Genomic DNA, 16,663 nt, shown 5'->3' on the forward strand with positions numbered 1-16,663 from the left:
TGAATTTTAAAGCAAGTAGTTCTATAGGTTTAATTACATTAACATTTTAAGCAATAATTAAATCGAAGCTTTCTCCTCAATAGTGTTAACAGCGCTATCATAATTAATCCTTATCATCATATCAACAATAACTCAGTTCAAGTACGATCAATATAAACAGGACAAACAAAAAAATCCATGCTCATTAGCATGGATTTTTACACCGTATGTACTAAAGAGTCCCAATCGTGCCGTCGCTGTTGATGCCCTCGTTTTGAACCCGCACTCAGCAGGTGGGTGTCCTGTTTCCTGCGTTTGTAAGTCCTCATCCATGAGGCTTTTACGCTGCGGGAAAACTCCGGACTCCCGAAGGAATAATGTTGGTCAAAATTTCAGGTTTTACAACGAACACATCAGGACTCTTTATTTATTGATATGATCATATCACACGGTTTCTTCTTTTTCAAGCTGATGAAATGGAGCTAATTTGAACAATTTTATCCATTTTATTCCTTATAATTATACATCCTGCTTCAAAATCAGGAGTTACTTCCCAGTTTATTTTTCTGAATAATGAGTTTTCTCCACCATACAATCATTATATAGGAAATTACTCACTTTTTTTCAAATTAAGAGCTAAATGCAAATCATTAAGCTGGGACTGGCTAACTTCACCAGGAGCTTCTGTAAGCACACAGCTCGCACTGGCTGTTTTAGGGAAGGCAATCGTATCCCTCAGATTTGTTCTGCCTGCCAATAGCATGACAAGTCTGTCTAATCCGAGGGCAATTCCGCCATGCGGAGGAGTGCCATATTCAAATGCTTCAAGCAGGAATCCAAACTGTTCAACAGCTTCTTCTTTTGAGAAGCCAAGCACACTGAACATTTTCTCTTGAACGTCTCTTTCGAAAATACGCAATGATCCGCCGCCAAGCTCGTAACCGTTTAATACAAGGTCATATGCTTGTGCACGGACTTGAGCAGGATCTTTATCAAGAAGATCTAAATCTTCTCTGGCAGGCATTGTAAAAGGATGATGGGCTGCATAATAGCGGCCTTCTTCCTCATCGTATTCCAAAAGAGGCCAGTCTGTAACCCAAAGGAAATTAAACTTGCTTTGATCAATCAGATCAAGCTCTTTTCCAAGCTTTAATCGCAGAGCGCCAAGTGCATCTGCCACAACATTTTTCCTATCAGCCACAAAGAGGAGCAAGTCTCCTGGCTCTACTGACAGAGCTGCATAGAATGCTTTTTGCTCATCCTCAGTCACAAACTTGGCAATCGGACCTTTTAAACCGTCTTCTTCCGCTTTTAACCACGCAAGCCCTTTTGCACCATAAACAGCAGCAAATTCTGTTAGGGCATCAATATCTTTTCGTGAATACTTTCCTGCCCCATTTTTTACATTAACGGCCTTAACCTGTCCCCCGGAAGCTACTGCCCCGGCAAATACTTTGAAGCTTGACTCTTTTACTATTTCCGATAAATCCGTCAATTCCATCCCAAATCGTGTATCCGGCTTGTCAGATCCAAAGCGGTCCATCGCTTCCTGATAGGTCATGCGCGGGAATGGAAGCTGGACATCCAGGCCTTTCACTTCTTTCATGACCTTTTTCATCATGTTTTCCATCAGGCCGATGATTTCTTCCTGGCTCATAAAACTCATTTCGATGTCGACCTGAGTAAATTCAGGCTGGCGATCTGCACGCAGGTCTTCATCACGGAAGCATCGTGCAATTTGGTAATAGCGTTCAAATCCGCCTACCATTAATAACTGCTTAAAGATTTGAGGTGATTGTGGAAGAGCATAGAATTCACCCGGATGCACACGGCTTGGAACTAAATAGTCACGGGCTCCTTCCGGGGTGCTCTTCGTTAAGATCGGTGTTTCTACATCAAGAAATCCCTCGCCATTCAAGAAATCCCTCATTGCTTTTGTTACTTGATGACGCATCTTAAAGGTATCAAACATGACTGGACGTCTCAAATCCAGATAGCGATATTTTAGGCGGACATCTTCAGAAACATCCGTTTTATCATCAATGACAAAAGGAGGTGTTTTTGCTTCATTGATGATAGTCACTTTCTCTGCCTTAATCTCAATGCGCCCTGTTTTCAGGTTCTCATTGATGGTGCCTTCTTCACGCGCAATTACTTCTCCCTCTATATCAAGAACAAATTCATTGCGGATCTTTTCAGCTGCTGCAAGAGCTTCAGGGGAAACTTCCGGATTAAATACAACCTGAACAATGCCAGTGCGGTCACGAAGATCCACAAATATCAGACCGCCCAAATCCCGTCGTTTTTGTACCCAGCCTTTTAAGCTTACTTTTTCTCCTATAGCTTTTTCCGTTACTTCCCCGCAAAAATACGTTCGCCCAAACATTCTAATTCCTCCCAAATATAAAACTGATTTATGATTGATAAAGCTCCGTAAATTTTTCAATAAAAGAATCAAGACCAAGTTCTGTCTGTTCTCCCGATTCCATAGATTTTACATTAATTTTGTTCGCTTTAAGTTCATCTTCACCCAAGACAGCAACAAACTTCGCATTCGACCGGTCTGCCGCTTTAAACTGGGCTTTAATTTTTCTGTCAAGATAATCTCTTTCAGCAGAATATCCTGCCATTCGAAGTTTTTGAAGAAGGCCGACTGTGTAATCCTTTGCTTCCTCTCCAAGGGATACAAGGTAGCAGTCAATACCCTTATTAAGAGGCATATCCACCTTCTCTGCTTCAAGAGCAGCAATAAAACGCTCGATACTTAAAGCAAAACCTATTCCCGGTGCTTCAGGACCGCCAATTTCCTCAGTGAGTCCATTGTATCGTCCGCCGCCGCAAAGAGTAGTAATAGCTCCGAAACCTTCAGAATCACTCATAATTTCAAAGGCCGTATGATTGTAATAATCGAGGCCGCGAACAAGATTTGGATCGACGGTAAAGTCAATATCCAGGTTCTTTAAATACCTTTGAACCTTTTCAAAGTAGGCTTTTGAATCATCATTCAAATAATCAATGATGGATGGAGCAGATTTCATAAGTTCATGTTCACGGTCCTGTTTACAGTCCAGGATGCGCATTGGATTTTTTTCAAGGCGATTCTGACAATCCTGGCAAAACTCCCCGATCCGCGGCTTGAAGTGATTGACCAGAGCCTCTCTGTGTGCAGATCGGCTTTCTTTATCTCCCAGGCTGTTCACAATCAATTTAAGCTTTTGCAGGCCCATGCTTCTATAAAGTGACATTGCCAGTGCGATAACTTCCGCGTCAATTGCCGGATCCGCGCTGCCGATCGCTTCGACGCCGAATTGGACAAACTGGCGGAAACGTCCTGCCTGGGGGCGTTCATAACGGAACATGGGTCCCATATAATAAAGCTTTACAGGCTGGCTCGCATCACCGTACATTTTATGTTCAACGAATGACCTTACAGCAGAAGCCGTTCCTTCAGGGCGAAGTGTCAGGCTTCGTCCGCCGCGGTCTTCAAACGTGTACATTTCTTTTTGAACAATATCCGTCGTGTCTCCAACACTGCGCAGAAATAATTCTGTATGTTCAAAAATAGGTGTTCTGATTTCACGATATTGAAATTTCTCACAAAGTTCCCTGGCCTTTTCTTCTATCAATTGCCATTTTTCAACTTCCCCCGGCAAAATGTCCTGCGTTCCCCTCGGTATTCGGATAGACATGAAAATTACCTCCTAATGCAAAATGATAACTATGTATAATTTATCGATCCTTAACGCTTTAGCTAATAGCAGCCATGATCGCAAGCATCGCCAAAATAAAAAAACTCCCGCCTCCTTGTATATTAAATACAAGGGACGAGAGTTTGGTTTTCCCGTGGTGCCACCCTAGTTGAAGCCAATAAATAGACTTCCTCTTTTACAGTTAACGCCTGTTAACGTTCAGCTCCTACTAAAGATCACGCCTTTTCAGAGAGAAACCTACGAAGTGTTCTTTCGTTAAATCATCATGTGAGAATGCTTTCAGCCGGGAGGCACTCTCTCTCTTTTCATGTGGGGTTTAACTACTCTTCTCCATCAATGGTTTATCGAAAAGCAGAAACGCCTTGGTCAGGCGCTGCTGCTAGACATCTAATTGTTTATTTGTCATTTTATTTATATTATAATACGGAGCATTTTCATCAATGTCAAGACTAAAAACATGTTAAGATCGTTCCAGCTTTTTTTTCAGTTTCCTGACATCCTTGAGAGATAGTCCAAACTCTGATGCGAGTTCAATCATGTTTGAGTTTTGTTCTCTTTGTATAAAATCATGAAAATCTACCCCGAACAGCTGATTTTCACCAGATTGTGCAGACATCCCTTTTTCTCCAAATCTCATAGTACTCACCCTTTTTTTATGTAGTCTGTTCTATTCTTTCCATTTTCAGATGAAATGTTTCATAATAGGACAAATTTAATTCCCGGCTAAAAATGATTGCTGATAAACCGATATTAGAAGGGAAATTGCACAAGATGCAGAAGTATTCTAGGACCAAAGTTATCTTGACTGCCGGCACCTGGTTTGTTTTTCTTTTAATAAGGATTTTAATTATGAAAGGAGGCGGCCTGTTGAAGAAAAGAAAACCACTTATTCTCGTGATATGTCTTATCCTTTTGGCTGGCATAACACAGGAGGGTACACAGGTTAAAGCTGAAAACAGTACTGTAACAATCACCACAAATAATCTTAACGTCCGTCAAGGCCCAGGCTTAAGCTACCCCATTCTGGGACAAGCCCAGAAAGGAGATCAATTTAACGCCCTTTCCCGTGAAGGAGATTGGATTAAAATTAATTTCCAGGGTCAAAGCGGCTATGTGGCCAGCTGGCTTATTTCTGATATGACGACCAGTCAGACAGGAGAAAAAGCAGCCAGTACAAATTCCCAGGCAATCATCACAACAGATGGCCTGAGGGTGAGAAAGGGACCTGGTACAAGTTACGGTGTTCTGGGGACTATACAGAAAGGAACAGCCTATAAGGTCAAGAGCACTGAAGGAAGCTGGGTTAAGATCCAAACACCTTATGGAGATGGATGGGTCGCAAATGAATTCGTCCAATACAGCGGCAGCCAAGAGCAAAATTCATCAAGCAGCAGCCAAACCGGGGAAATTACGGCAAACTCCTTAAATGTAAGAAACAAGCCATCGCTTACTAGTGACATCATCGGCAAACTAAATTCGGGGGAGACAGTAGCTGTTATTTCTCAAAATGACAGCTGGACAGAAATCTCTTTCTCAGGCAAGGCCGGATGGATCAGCAGCCAATATATTGCTGTTCAATCCTCACAATCAAAAAGCAAGCCAAAACAGTCGGCGTCCGGGAAATCCGGCACTGTTACGGCAACTTCTTTAACCGTGAGAAATAAAGGATCATTAAATGGGAAACCAATAGGTTCTGTTACAAAAGGACAAACTTTTCCTATTCTTGAGCAAACTGATAATTGGGCAAAGATTGAATATCGGACTGGTTCTTATGGATGGGTAGCAAGCTGGTTCATAGACATGACAGCCGAGAAAAATTCCGGCTCTTCCCAGCAAAGTGTAAACGGAAGTTCTGCAATTATATTACATAACGGATCAAATATCAGAAAAAAAGCGAGCACCCAGTCATCTGTCATTCACAGGGCAAATAAAGGGGACAGCTTTGAAATTATAAGCCTGAATGATGATTGGTATGAAGTTCGCCTTCCAAACGGCGGGACGGGTTTTGTAGCAGGATGGATCGTCAAGGTTGAAGGGTCTGCACCTGCAGTAACAAAACCGGGAGCAGAACAGCACCTGCGAAATAAAACAATCGTCCTTGATCCCGGCCATGGAGGCCGAGATAACGGGACCACAGGGGCACGAGGGACTCGTGAAAAAGATATTACAATCAGGACCGCTCAATTACTGGCAGACAAATTAAGATCTGCAGGTGCAAATGTTATTCTTACCAGAAGCGGAGATACCTATTTGCCTCTTCCTTCCAGAGTAGGCATTTCACATTATCATAATGCAGATGCTTTCATCAGCATTCATTATGACAGCACGCCAGATCGCACTGCAAGAGGAGCGACTACTTATTATTATCATCCTTTTCAACAGGAACTTGCAGCCAATATCCACTCCAATGTAATAGCCATGACAAATCTGAGAGATCGGGGCTATAGAGCTGGAGATTATCATGTGATAAGAGAGAATAAACGCAATGCAGTTCTCATCGAGCTTGGATATCTGAGCAATCCGGCTGAAGAGGCCCTGATTGCTTCTGCACAGTATCAGCAATCAGCAACAGCAGGGATTTATCAGGGACTTGCCCGTTACTTCAAAAATTAGCAAAAAGCCCCGGCAAATGGATGCCGGGGCTTTTTGCTAAATAAAAAAAATCTTACTTGCTTTCTAAAATTAAAGTAACAGGTCCATCGTTGGTTAATTTAACATCCATCATGGCCCCAAATTCACCTGTTTCTACTTTCAGGCCTTTAGCTTCTAAAAACCGGTTAAAAGCATCATAGATTTTTACGGCATGCGCTGGGTTAGCCGCTTCCATGAAATTGGGCCGTCTGCCCTTCCGGCAATCTCCATATAAAGTAAACTGGGAGACCGAAAGAATTTCAGCTTCCTGATCCAGCAGTGAAAAATTCATTTTACCATTTTCATCTTCGAAGACGCGAAGATTGGCAATTTTATCAGCCAGAAATGCAGCGTCCTCTTCCTTATCTTCATGGGTGACTCCAACGAGCAAAACAAACCCCTTTTTGATGCTTCCGACGGTTTTTCCGTCCACCGTTACGCTGGCTTCTTTGCTCCGCTGCACTACAACACGCATTCTATCTGCACCCCTTTAGTTCATAATCCTTCTTACTGCATAAATATCAGGGATTTGTTTAATCCGTTCTACAACCTTTTGCAGGTGGCTGACATTGTGTATGGCAATGGACATATTAATCGTTGCTGATTTATTGCGGTCTGATCGTCCTGATACGGCTGAAATGTTGGTTTTCGTTTCATTAACAGCCTGAAGGACCTCATTTAATAATCCCCTGCGGTCATAACCGGTAATTTCAATTTCAACATTGTATTCTTTCCGGTCATTTAAGGCTGTTTCCCACTCAACCGGGATGAGCCTTTGTTTTGCATCATCCGTTTCTATATTGGGACAATCATCACGGTGTACAGAAACTCCTCTGCCCTTTGTAATAAACCCAACAATTTCATCCCCAGGGACAGGATTACAGCAGCGGGAAAGGCGTATCAGCAGGTTATCAATGCCTGAAACCCGGACACCGGATTCGCGTTTTTTGGCAGATGGAAAAGTCTTCAATTCCGAAACAGCATTTGTAATATCGGAGGTTTGTTCGAGATCGCGTTTCTTGCGCCATTTTTCTGTCAGCCTGTTGGCAACCTGAAGTGCAGTTACTCCGTTATAGCCAACGGCAGCATACATATCTTCCTCTGTGGCAAAGTTGAACTTTTCTGCGACCCTTTTAACATTATCAGATGTCAAAATTTCCTTCAGGTCGAAATCCATATTTCGAATCTCCCGCTCAACAAGCTCTTTCCCTTTTTCCACATTTTCTTCTTTTCTCTGCTTTTTGAAAAAGGTTCGGATTCTATTTTTAGCCTGTGAAGTCTGAGCAAGCTTCAGCCAATCTTTGCTAGGTCCATAGGAATGCTTTGATGTCAGAATTTCGATGATATCGCCGGTCTTCAGTTTGTAATCAAGCGTGACCATTTTTCCATTGACTTTGGCACCGATCGTTTTGTTTCCAATTTCCGAGTGAATTCGATAAGCAAAGTCAATGGGAACGGAGCCGGAAGGAAGTTCGATGACATCCCCTTTAGGAGTAAAGACAAACACCATATCGGAAAATAAATCGATCTTCAGTGATTCCATGAACTCTTCAGCATTTGCAGCATCATCCTGAAACTCCAGGATTTCGCGGAACCAGGTCAGCTTCTCCTCAAATGAAGAGCCCTCATTCACTCTTTTTCCTTCTTTATAAGCCCAATGGGCAGCAATACCAAACTCTGCAATTCTGTGCATATCCATGGTACGGATCTGGACTTCCAGCGGGTCACCTTTTGGCCCAATAACCGTGGTATGAAGAGATTGATACATATTCTGTTTAGGCATGGCAATATAATCTTTAAAACGGCCGGGCATCGGCTTCCAGCATGTATGAATAATCCCGAGAACCGCATAGCAATCTTTAATGCTGCTTACAACAATTCGAACAGCAAGAAGATCATATATCTCATTGAATTGCTTGTTTTGAAGCGCCATTTTTCGATAGATGCTGTATATATGCTTAGGGCGGCCGGATATCTCTGCTTTAATTGAAACCTCTGACATTCTGCCCCTCATGACATTAATAACATCATCTAGATACTCTTCCCGTTCCGCTCTTTTTTTCTTCATCAGGTTTACAATCCGATAATATTGCTGCGGATTTAGGTACCTTAGAGCCGTATCTTCAAGCTCCCACTTAATCTTTGAAATTCCAAGCCTATGGGCAAGAGGGGCAAAAATTTCAAGTGTTTCGTTCGAAATGCGGCGCTGCTTTTCAGCTGGCAGATGCTTAAGTGTCCGCATATTATGAAGACGGTCAGCAAGCTTAATTAAGATTACACGGATGTCCTGGGCCATTGCCACAAACATTTTCCGATGATTTTCAGCCTGCTGTTCTTCCTGTGATTTATATTTAATTTTCCCCAGTTTTGTTACACCATCGACAAGCATTGCCACTTCTGAATTGAAGGCTTCTTCGATATTCTCCAATGAGACTTCGGTGTCTTCAACCACATCGTGAAGAAATCCGGCAGCAACCGTTGATGGATCCATCTCCAGGTCAGCAAGGATGCCTGCCACTTGAATTGGATGGATAATGTATGGTTCACCGGACTTCCTATATTGTTCACGGTGGGCATGCTTGGCAAACTCGTACGCTTTTTTTACAAGCTCTGCATGCTCATCGTTTAAATATTCTTTTGCTCTGTTGATGACTTGCTCGGCGGTCAGAACTTGATCGTTCGCCATGGAATCACCTTTATCTCCCTGAATTTTATGCATTTGCATAATGTAATAATTTTAAAATTGGATTTATAACAAGTTATAAAAAAATTAATATTGCTACTATTATCGAAAAAAAAAGTGAAGATGTAAAGGGATAGACTGTTATTTTTATGGGAATAACAAAAAAAATGTCGATTTTTGTCCGAATTTCTTTATTGTTTTTCCATAATTGGTTTTGGAAGCACTTTATATGTCTATTTTCACAGATAATTAAAAAGAGCACCATTTCGTATGGCGCTCTCTTAGTATGAAAAATTAATACTGCATCAATGTCAGAATATCGTAATCGTCAAGCTTTTTACGGCCGTCAAGGTATGTTAATTCGATAAGGAATGCAATGCCTGCCACTACTCCGCCAAGTTCTTCAACCAGCTTGATGGTAGCATCGATTGTTCCGCCCGTCGCAAGGAGATCGTCTGTGATCAGAACTCTTTGCCCAGGTTTGATGGCATCTTTATGAATGGTTAAAATATCTTTGCCATATTCTAGGCCATAATTAACCTTGACTGTTTCACGGGGAAGTTTTCCTTCTTTGCGGACAGGGGCAAAACCTACACCTAATGAATAAGCAACAGGGCAGCCGATGATGAATCCACGGGCTTCCGGGCCAACAACCAGATCAATTTTCTTTTCACGAGCGTATTCAACAATTTGGTCAGTCGCATATTTATACGCTTCACCGTTGTCCATAAGTGTTGTAATATCTTTAAATTTTATGCCTGGCTTCGGCCAATCTTCAACAATTGTTATATACTGTTTTAAGTCCATTTTTCTTCCTTTGCCTCCTCAAGTTTTACAGCCCCTTGCATAACTTCATCAAACCAGTCTTTGAGCTGCTGAAAGGATGAATAGAGCAAATCGCTCTCAAGAGTGTATTGTGCCTGTTTAAGCTGATAGGTTCGCGAATCAGCTAAATCACGTTTAATTGATGTGTTGTTTAACGAAATGACACCATTATTTATTTTAACAAAATCCAATTCAAAAAACACTTGAGACATAAAATCTACCGTTTCCCTGCTCCATCCCTTAAGCTTCGCTATATCATTCCCATGACGGCTGATATCGATCGAGCCTTTTTTAGCAAGCAGGGCAAAATACCACTTAAAATGATCTCTTGTTGGTATAGTGCTGAAATAGTCACTGTCCTCTTTATAAAAATGAGCATAAATTCTGGCAGGTTTTTTTCCAGAGAATACATGAGCAAGTATTGCCTTTGAAGGCGGCAAATCAGCAATCACGATGTTTGAACCTTCTAGGTTTAAACCTTCTGCATCCTCTTCAGATGTTATTTTCACCATATTTTCCCCTGCATATGTCCTGAACTTGGATATATGTTCCTCATTAAAAAATATCCAAGTTGTGTTTACCTCAGGAATGACGCTTTGAAGCCTTTCGAGCCGCTTTAAACTCCGGATATCGAATAGCTGCCAGGAGTTCACTGCCATATCCTGCAGGAAGATTTGCGGTTTTTTAATATTATTCCACTCATTAATCGATAATTCACCAATAACGGACAGCTTGGAATATGGTGATATTTGTTCGTGCAAATGTCCGAGGCCGAAACCGATTCCATCAAGGGAAGATCCATCATTCTCGATTGTGAGCTTTATATGAGTTTGATCAGATCCGATTTTTCTCATCGCGGCAATATTGGACTCTTTTATCATAACTTTCGGTTTTGGATTTCCCATCCCAAATGGAGCGAGCAGCTGCATCTCTTCTATAGAAGAAAGATTTATATCTTTTAAATGGAAAACTCCATCAATACTGGTTACTGGAATAAAATCTTCCTCGGACAGCTGTTCATTTGCAAGAGTATTCAGTCTTCCTCTGAGGTCAGCGACCGATTCAATTGACAAGGTCATTCCTGCTGCCATTGGGTGCCCTCCAAAGTGAGGAAGGATATCCCGGCATTCAGATAGATTTTTGAACAGATCAAAACCTTCTATACTTCTTGCGGATCCCTTTGCCAGTCCTTTTTCACTATCATAACTAAGAACAATGGCCGGGCGGTAAAACTTTTCAACAAGCTTTGAAGCTACTATTCCGATTACACCGGCATTCCAGCCTTCTTTGCCTACAACAATAACTGAATTCTCACTGATTGGAAAATTTGTTTCGACCTCTTTAATTGCTTGAGCTGCAATATCATTGACAATAGCTTGCCTCTCTTTGTTTAACATTTCAATTTCTTCGGCAATGGCTTGTGCTTCATAAGGATCATTTGTCAGGAGCAAATCCACTGCAGGATCCGCACTTTCAAGCCTGCCGGCTGCATTGAGGCGAGGTCCGATTGTAAAGCCGATGGTTTCTTCACTAATGGATGGAAGTTCTATTCCAGCCGCTTTAAACAAGGCATTCAAACCTGTATTCTTAGTTGATTTCAGCTTTTGAATCCCGCGCTTGGCAATTAGCCTGTTCTCTCCCGTTAAAGAAACAAGATCGGCAATTGTGCCAATCGCAGCTATTTCCAAAAGGTGATCAGGCATTTCACCATTTAGCGCATGTGCAAGCTTAAAGGCTACACCAACGCCGGCCAGTTCCCGAAATGGATATGTGCTGTCCGGATGCTTTGGATGCACAATTGCCAATGCTTCAGGAAGCTCTGGGCCAGGCTCATGGTGATCTGTAATAATCAAATCCAGTCCAAGCTCTTTTGCAGCCTTTGCCTCGTTTACAGCCGAAATCCCTGTATCCACAGTAATAATTAAACGGATGCCGGTTTCAGCCGCATGTTCAAAAGCAGGAATATTAGGGCCATAGCCTTCAGTAAATCGATTCGGTATGTAGAATTGGACGTCAGCACCGAGATCTCTAAGTGCCATCATCATGACAGAAGTGCTTGTCACTCCATCCGCATCATAATCACCAAAAATTAAGATAGGTTCCTGTTTTTCAATTGCTGCTTTTATTCTGGATACAGCTAATGCCATATCTGTCATTAAAAAAGGATCATGAAATTCCTGGTCTTTATCCATTAAAAAATACCGTGCTGAATCAACGGTATCCATCCCGCGATTAATTAACAGCGATGCGGCCAGAGGAGCAATATTCAATTCCTTTGAAAGCTGCTGCACCTTATCCTCCTGTGTTTGCCGAACAATCCATCGCGTTCTTGAATGTAACATACGTTCACCCCTCAGCTTATTAATTATACAAGAGGGGGACATGGGTTTCAATAAGTTAAAATCGGGATATTCCATACAGATCTGGAAAGAAAAATATTAATTGCCTTTTGAGTGCAAAAGAAAAAAACTTGAGCAAAAGCCCAAGCCTCTTTTAATTTAATGTATATCCCTATCCAGTTCTTTTTCAAGTTCTTCTTTATCGGCATGATCCTTTACCTCATTTCCTGCTTTCAGCTTTTCATTTTCCCTTTTTAGTATTCTCACTTTCCTTTGAAGTGAGTAGATTCGAACAAGGCCCACGGAACCCACAATTAGTCCTCCCATAAGGACTGATCCTAAAATCACAAGAATCAGCGGCCACTGGCTTTCCCCAAACAAGTAGTTTACCGTTACATCATCAACATTGATCACTGCAAAAACAGCCACTATTAGTGCAAATAAAAAACCAAATAATAAAGCCCATTGAAACTTCATACAATCCTCTCCCTACTATACTCTCTAATTTATACGTTCTTCACTATAAGGATTAATGTGCACAAATACATTTTGCACATTTTCCAATTCAAGCAGTTTGCGTTTCACCTCTTTGCCGACCCGGTGACCATCCTCAACAGTCATATTCGGATCCACTGAAACTTTAATATCAACAATAACATAATGCCCGTGTTCCCTGGCGTGCAGTTCATCAATCCTTTTAACCTGATCTACGGATTCAGCAGTTTTGCGCATCTCAAGGGTATCTTCCTCATGAAGAACATGATCAAGGGTGCTATGAATCGATTCTTTTCCAAGCTGCCATGCCATTCTAATAACCATAAGGGAAACAATGAGGCCTGCTACAGGGTCTGCATACTCAAGCCATTCAATCCCCATTATACCTCCAATGACCGCACACCCTATTCCAATCAAGGCTGCAATTGAAGAATAAACATCTGAACGGTGTTCATAGGCATTTACAATTAAAGCATCACTGTTAAGTCTCTTTCCCAAATTATACTTATAACGAAACATTGCTTCTTTCACAATGATAGAAACCAGCACGGCTGCTATCGCAATTGCTTTTGGAGGTTCAATTGGCGAAAAAAATGATTCAAATGATGATTTGCCAATTTCAATTCCCACAAGGAACAGCAAGACCGCAACAATTATGGCTGCAATCAATTCAGCTTTTCCATGACCATATGGGTGGTCCTCATCCGGCGGCTGTTTCGCAGCTCTCAGCCCCAAATATACAGCAAAGGATCCGGCTACATCTGAAGCTGAATGAACTGCATCCGCCACCAGCGCTTTACTCCCTGAATAAACTCCTATTCCCCATTTGATGGCAGCAAGAATAATATTGCCCACGATGCCAATCATAGCTGCAAATTCAGCCTTCTTAAAACGATCGTTATTTTCCAAAGCGATACTTCCTTCCTCCCTGTACTTGTTTTTAGTTTATCCTATTTCCCGGAATCATTAACCTTTTTTGTCAAATAGACGGCATCCGGTTTTCCAGATTAATAAAAAAACTCAGGCGTTCGCCTGAGTTTTTTGAACTTATTAAACTTGAGGTTCGTCACTGATTTTGCGTTTTTCTTTAACGGTATGAATAACACCTTTTTCCTTCAGTTCTTTGCCTTTCCATACTGCCCAAAGCTGCGCAGCAAGGAAGATCGATGAATAGGTACCAGCGATTAAACCGATCAGAAGTGCAAACGAAAAGTTTCTGATTGACTCACTTCCAAACACCAATAGCGCGACGACAGTGAATATAACTGTTAAAACAGTATTCACAGAACGGCCAAGCGTTTGGCGAAGACTCTTGTTTACAATATCAGCAATATCTTCAAATGACTTGAGTTTTTTCTTTTTCTGCATATTCTCACGAATCCGGTCGAACGTTACGATGGTATCATTGATCGAATAACCGACTACTGTCAGAACTGCCGCAATGAAGGTAATGTCCACTTCCAGACGGGTGAAGCTAAATACAGCAATGATAAAGAAAGCATCATGAAGCAGCGCGAGAACTGCTGGAATGGCCATCTTGATCTCAAAGCGAATGGTTACATAGATGATAATACCCACAGAGGCTATCGCAAGAGCTTTTAGTGCATTTTTGGCAAGCTCTTTTCCTACAGTCGGTGAAACTGTGCTGACATTCGGATCTTGACCGAATTTTTCATGAAAATGAGTTTTAACTTCTGCTATTTCATCTTTTGTCAAAACATCTTTAAACCTAGCAACACCAATATCTTTCGCATCACCTGAAATGACAATATCATCGGTCTCAATTCCAAGAGCTGATAATTCAGCTTGAAATTTTTCTTTTGTTAAAGTCTCACTAGCCTGCTGCTCGATGCGAGTACCGCTGACAAAATCGATTCCTAGATTTAAGCGGAATATAGAAACAACAATGATTCCTACTGCAATTAAAACAGCAGATAAGATGAAAAATTTCTTGCGGTTCCCTACAAAATCAAATTTATCGAATTTGGTAGGCAAATCCAGGGTATCGTAATTTTCTGCAATATTTTTGATCTCACTTTTCTTAACCCCGAACCAGCCTGGCTTTTTATTCAGTGCTTTACTATGGACCCAAAGCCCAAGAAGCAGCCTCGTGCCGTATACAGCAGTAATAAAGCTTGCCAGGATGCTTATAATAAGCATGGTAGCAAATCCTTTTACAGAACTTGTCCCATACATGAATAATACTGCAGCAGCTAAAATAGTTGTGATATTTGCATCAAATATTGTCGAAAGAGAGTTTTTCCCGCCAGCCTGAAAAGCTGATTTGATTGTTCTGCCCACTTTCATTTCTTCCCGGATTCTCTCATAGGTAATGATATTCGCATCAACTGCCATACCAACTCCCAGAATCAGAGCAGCGATACCAGGCAGCGTCAGTACGCCATTCATCCAGTCAAATACAAGTAAAATCAGATAAATATAAAAAGATAATGTGAGAGTAGCAATAAATCCAGGGAAACGATATACAGCAATCATGAAGATAAAAATAATTGCAATACCGATTATACCGGCAAGAATAGTTGTTTCCATTGCCTGCTCACCGAATTTCGCACCTACAGAAGTGGAATAAACTTCATCGAGCTGTACAGGCAGGGAGCCGGCATTTAATAAATCCGACAGTGTCTGTGCTTCTTCAATCGTAAAGTTCCCAACAATGGACACGGTATCCTGATTAAAGATCTGGCTTACCTGTGGAGCAGATAAGTATTTTGGCTCTTCCTTTGCTGACTCAGCCTGGAATGAATCCTGGCCTTCTTCAAAATCAAGCCAAATGACAAGCAGGTTATTTGGCGCTCCCATATTGACAATTTTTTGAGTTACATCTTTAAATTTGCTGGCACTCTTCAGCTTCAATGAAACACTTGGCTTTCCGTTTTCATCGAATGTCTGCTTTGCCCCATTTTCAGCAAGGTCTGAACCATCCATCATCAATTGATCATTCACATCTCTAAATGATAGATTAGCTTCTGTGGACAAAATTTCCCTTGCCTTATTCTGATCTGTTACTCCAGCAAGCTGAACACGGATCCTCTTATCTCCCTCAATCTGGATATTCGGCTCACTGACTCCAAGAACATTGATCCGCCTGTCCAGTGCTTCGGCAGTACTTGCAAGGACTGCTTTATCAACCTTCTGCCCATCTTTTGGCGTTACCTCATAGAGGACCTCGAATCCTCCCTGCAAATCAAGTCCAAGCTTAATATTTTTTAAGATGTTGTTTGTCGTTGCCCCTGCCAGGCTTCCCAATAATACAACAATCAGGAAAAAGGCAACGATACGGCTGCGCTTTACCATTATGAATAAATCCTCCTTAGCTTATCGCCCGCTTATTGAAATAACAAACACCACTTCAGCATCTGCGAAGCATAATTAACCATACAGGCTTGCGTCGGGAAGCTGCATATTTGTACAATACAGCCTCCCGTAATAAGACTTTTCGTTTAAACCCTAGCCCGCTTTTACCATTCATTCTTATAAACTTCATTCTATGTATGAACAATGACAAGAAAAAGACCGTTTACTCCGCTTTTCATTATGAGACAGATTGTAAAACCTGTCAATTTGTCATATACCATGGTATTTTTTTGTGAAAATTGGAAAATAAACTACTTTAACAATTCCCTTCTTTCTTCTTCATTATCAAAAGCAAAGTCAGCCTCTTTAAAAGCCTCAATGGTAGCATAGTGAATGTATTCGCTCACTTTTACCTCCATTATTTCTTCCACAATTTCAAATAGCCTGACATTTTCTTTTATCTTTTTCCACTTTTTCTTTGTGAGGAATCCCCATAGCTCCTGTTCAGTCACTTTTCTATATCCCAGCAGCCGAAATTCATCCAGTTTGCTTTCCAATGCAGGCTTTACCGTAGTGCGAAAATAATCATATTCATGGCCGATTTTCACTTTCAGCCGCCTCCCCGCCATTATTCACATGGAAATTATGATAGCTTGTCATGCTTTGTCCTCTATCTTGCATATAGA

At 41.5% G+C, this 16,663-nt stretch carries 12 protein-coding genes, 1 other RNA gene and 1 other annotated feature; of the genes, 1 reads left to right on the forward strand and 12 read right to left on the reverse strand.

The window, feature by feature from the left end:
* Positions 1-214: 214 nt before the first annotated feature.
* From ssrS to DFO72_RS29270, 4 genes are all read right to left on the reverse strand, one after another.
* Positions 215-402: non-coding RNA, 6S RNA (gene ssrS / locus DFO72_RS03135), on the reverse strand.
* Between the two features lie 187 nt (positions 403-589).
* Complete coding sequence (aspS, locus tag DFO72_RS03140; RefSeq protein ID WP_113882741.1) at positions 590-2,365, reverse strand: aspartate--tRNA ligase; 1,776 nt, start codon at positions 2,363-2,365, stop codon at positions 590-592.
* A 28-nt stretch (positions 2,366-2,393) separates the two neighbouring features.
* Entirely contained in the window at positions 2,394-3,668 is a 1,275-nt protein-coding gene (gene hisS, locus DFO72_RS03145) for a histidine--tRNA ligase (RefSeq protein ID WP_113882740.1), read from the reverse strand.
* 128 nt (positions 3,669-3,796) lie between these two features.
* Positions 3,797-4,035: a binding site (T-box leader), on the reverse strand.
* Positions 4,036-4,149: 114 nt separating this feature from the next.
* Complete coding sequence (locus DFO72_RS29270; RefSeq protein ID WP_026041802.1) at positions 4,150-4,326, reverse strand: hypothetical protein; 177 nt, start codon at positions 4,324-4,326, stop codon at positions 4,150-4,152.
* A gap of 230 nt (positions 4,327-4,556) precedes the next feature.
* Between DFO72_RS29270 and DFO72_RS03150 the strand changes: the two genes are divergently transcribed.
* Complete coding sequence (locus DFO72_RS03150; RefSeq protein ID WP_113882857.1) at positions 4,557-6,302, forward strand: SH3 domain-containing protein; 1,746 nt, start codon at positions 4,557-4,559, stop codon at positions 6,300-6,302.
* A gap of 52 nt (positions 6,303-6,354) precedes the next feature.
* Here DFO72_RS03150 and dtd read toward each other — a convergent pair whose 3' ends face one another.
* The 8 genes from dtd to DFO72_RS03190 all read right to left on the reverse strand — a co-directional run bounded on the left by dtd (position 6,355) and on the right by DFO72_RS03190 (position 16,585).
* Positions 6,355-6,795: a D-aminoacyl-tRNA deacylase gene (gene dtd, locus DFO72_RS03155; protein ID WP_113882739.1), complete on the reverse strand. Its 441-nt coding sequence runs from the start codon at positions 6,793-6,795 to the stop codon at positions 6,355-6,357.
* A gap of 15 nt (positions 6,796-6,810) precedes the next feature.
* Positions 6,811-9,006 carry a RelA/SpoT family protein gene (locus tag DFO72_RS03160; RefSeq protein WP_113882738.1) on the reverse strand — a complete coding sequence of 732 codons (2,196 nt, stop codon included), beginning with the start codon at positions 9,004-9,006 and terminating at the stop codon, positions 6,811-6,813.
* Positions 9,007-9,297: 291 nt separating this feature from the next.
* Positions 9,298-9,810, reverse strand: a complete 513-nt coding sequence (locus DFO72_RS03165) for an adenine phosphoribosyltransferase (protein WP_113882737.1) — start codon at positions 9,808-9,810, stop codon at positions 9,298-9,300.
* Positions 9,801-12,170, reverse strand: a complete 2,370-nt coding sequence (gene recJ / locus DFO72_RS03170; RefSeq protein ID WP_142724929.1) for a single-stranded-DNA-specific exonuclease RecJ — start codon at positions 12,168-12,170, stop codon at positions 9,801-9,803. The genes DFO72_RS03165 and recJ overlap by 10 nt, the downstream gene beginning before the upstream one ends.
* A gap of 156 nt (positions 12,171-12,326) precedes the next feature.
* On the reverse strand, positions 12,327-12,644 hold the full coding sequence (locus DFO72_RS03175; protein ID WP_113882735.1) for a LapA family protein: 318 nt from the start codon (positions 12,642-12,644) through the stop codon (positions 12,327-12,329).
* A gap of 24 nt (positions 12,645-12,668) precedes the next feature.
* Positions 12,669-13,571, reverse strand: a complete 903-nt coding sequence (locus DFO72_RS03180; RefSeq protein ID WP_113882734.1) for a cation diffusion facilitator family transporter — start codon at positions 13,569-13,571, stop codon at positions 12,669-12,671.
* A gap of 141 nt (positions 13,572-13,712) precedes the next feature.
* Complete coding sequence (secDF, locus tag DFO72_RS03185) at positions 13,713-15,977, reverse strand: protein translocase subunit SecDF (protein ID WP_113882733.1); 2,265 nt, start codon at positions 15,975-15,977, stop codon at positions 13,713-13,715.
* 311 nt (positions 15,978-16,288) lie between these two features.
* A complete protein-coding gene (locus DFO72_RS03190) occupies positions 16,289-16,585 on the reverse strand; it encodes a post-transcriptional regulator (protein ID WP_113882732.1) in 297 nt (98 codons plus the stop codon).
* Between the last annotated feature and the right edge of the window lie 78 nt (positions 16,586-16,663).

Origin of the sequence: Cytobacillus oceanisediminis, assembly GCF_004366035.1 — a bacterium.
GTDB classification, from domain to species: Bacteria; Bacillota; Bacilli; order Bacillales; family Cytobacillaceae; genus Cytobacillus; species Cytobacillus oceanisediminis_C.

Coding starts and splice junctions, on each gene's coding strand:
- DFO72_RS03175 (WP_113882735.1), bottom strand. CDS start 12,644: ATGAAGTTTCAATGGGCTTTATTATTTGGTTTTTTATTTGCACTAATA.
- aspS (WP_113882741.1), bottom strand. CDS start 2,365: ATGTTTGGGCGAACGTATTTTTGCGGGGAAGTAACGGAAAAAGCTATA.
- recJ (WP_142724929.1), bottom strand. CDS start 12,170: ATGTTACATTCAAGAACGCGATGGATTGTTCGGCAAACACAGGAGGAT.
- DFO72_RS03160 (WP_113882738.1), bottom strand. CDS start 9,006: ATGGCGAACGATCAAGTTCTGACCGCCGAGCAAGTCATCAACAGAGCA.
- dtd (WP_113882739.1), bottom strand. CDS start 6,795: ATGCGTGTTGTAGTGCAGCGGAGCAAAGAAGCCAGCGTAACGGTGGAC.
- DFO72_RS29270 (WP_026041802.1), bottom strand. CDS start 4,326: ATGAGATTTGGAGAAAAAGGGATGTCTGCACAATCTGGTGAAAATCAG.
- secDF (WP_113882733.1), bottom strand. CDS start 15,977: ATGGTAAAGCGCAGCCGTATCGTTGCCTTTTTCCTGATTGTTGTATTA.
- hisS (WP_113882740.1), bottom strand. CDS start 3,668: ATGTCTATCCGAATACCGAGGGGAACGCAGGACATTTTGCCGGGGGAA.
- DFO72_RS03165 (WP_113882737.1), bottom strand. CDS start 9,810: ATGGACTTAAAACAGTATATAACAATTGTTGAAGATTGGCCGAAGCCA.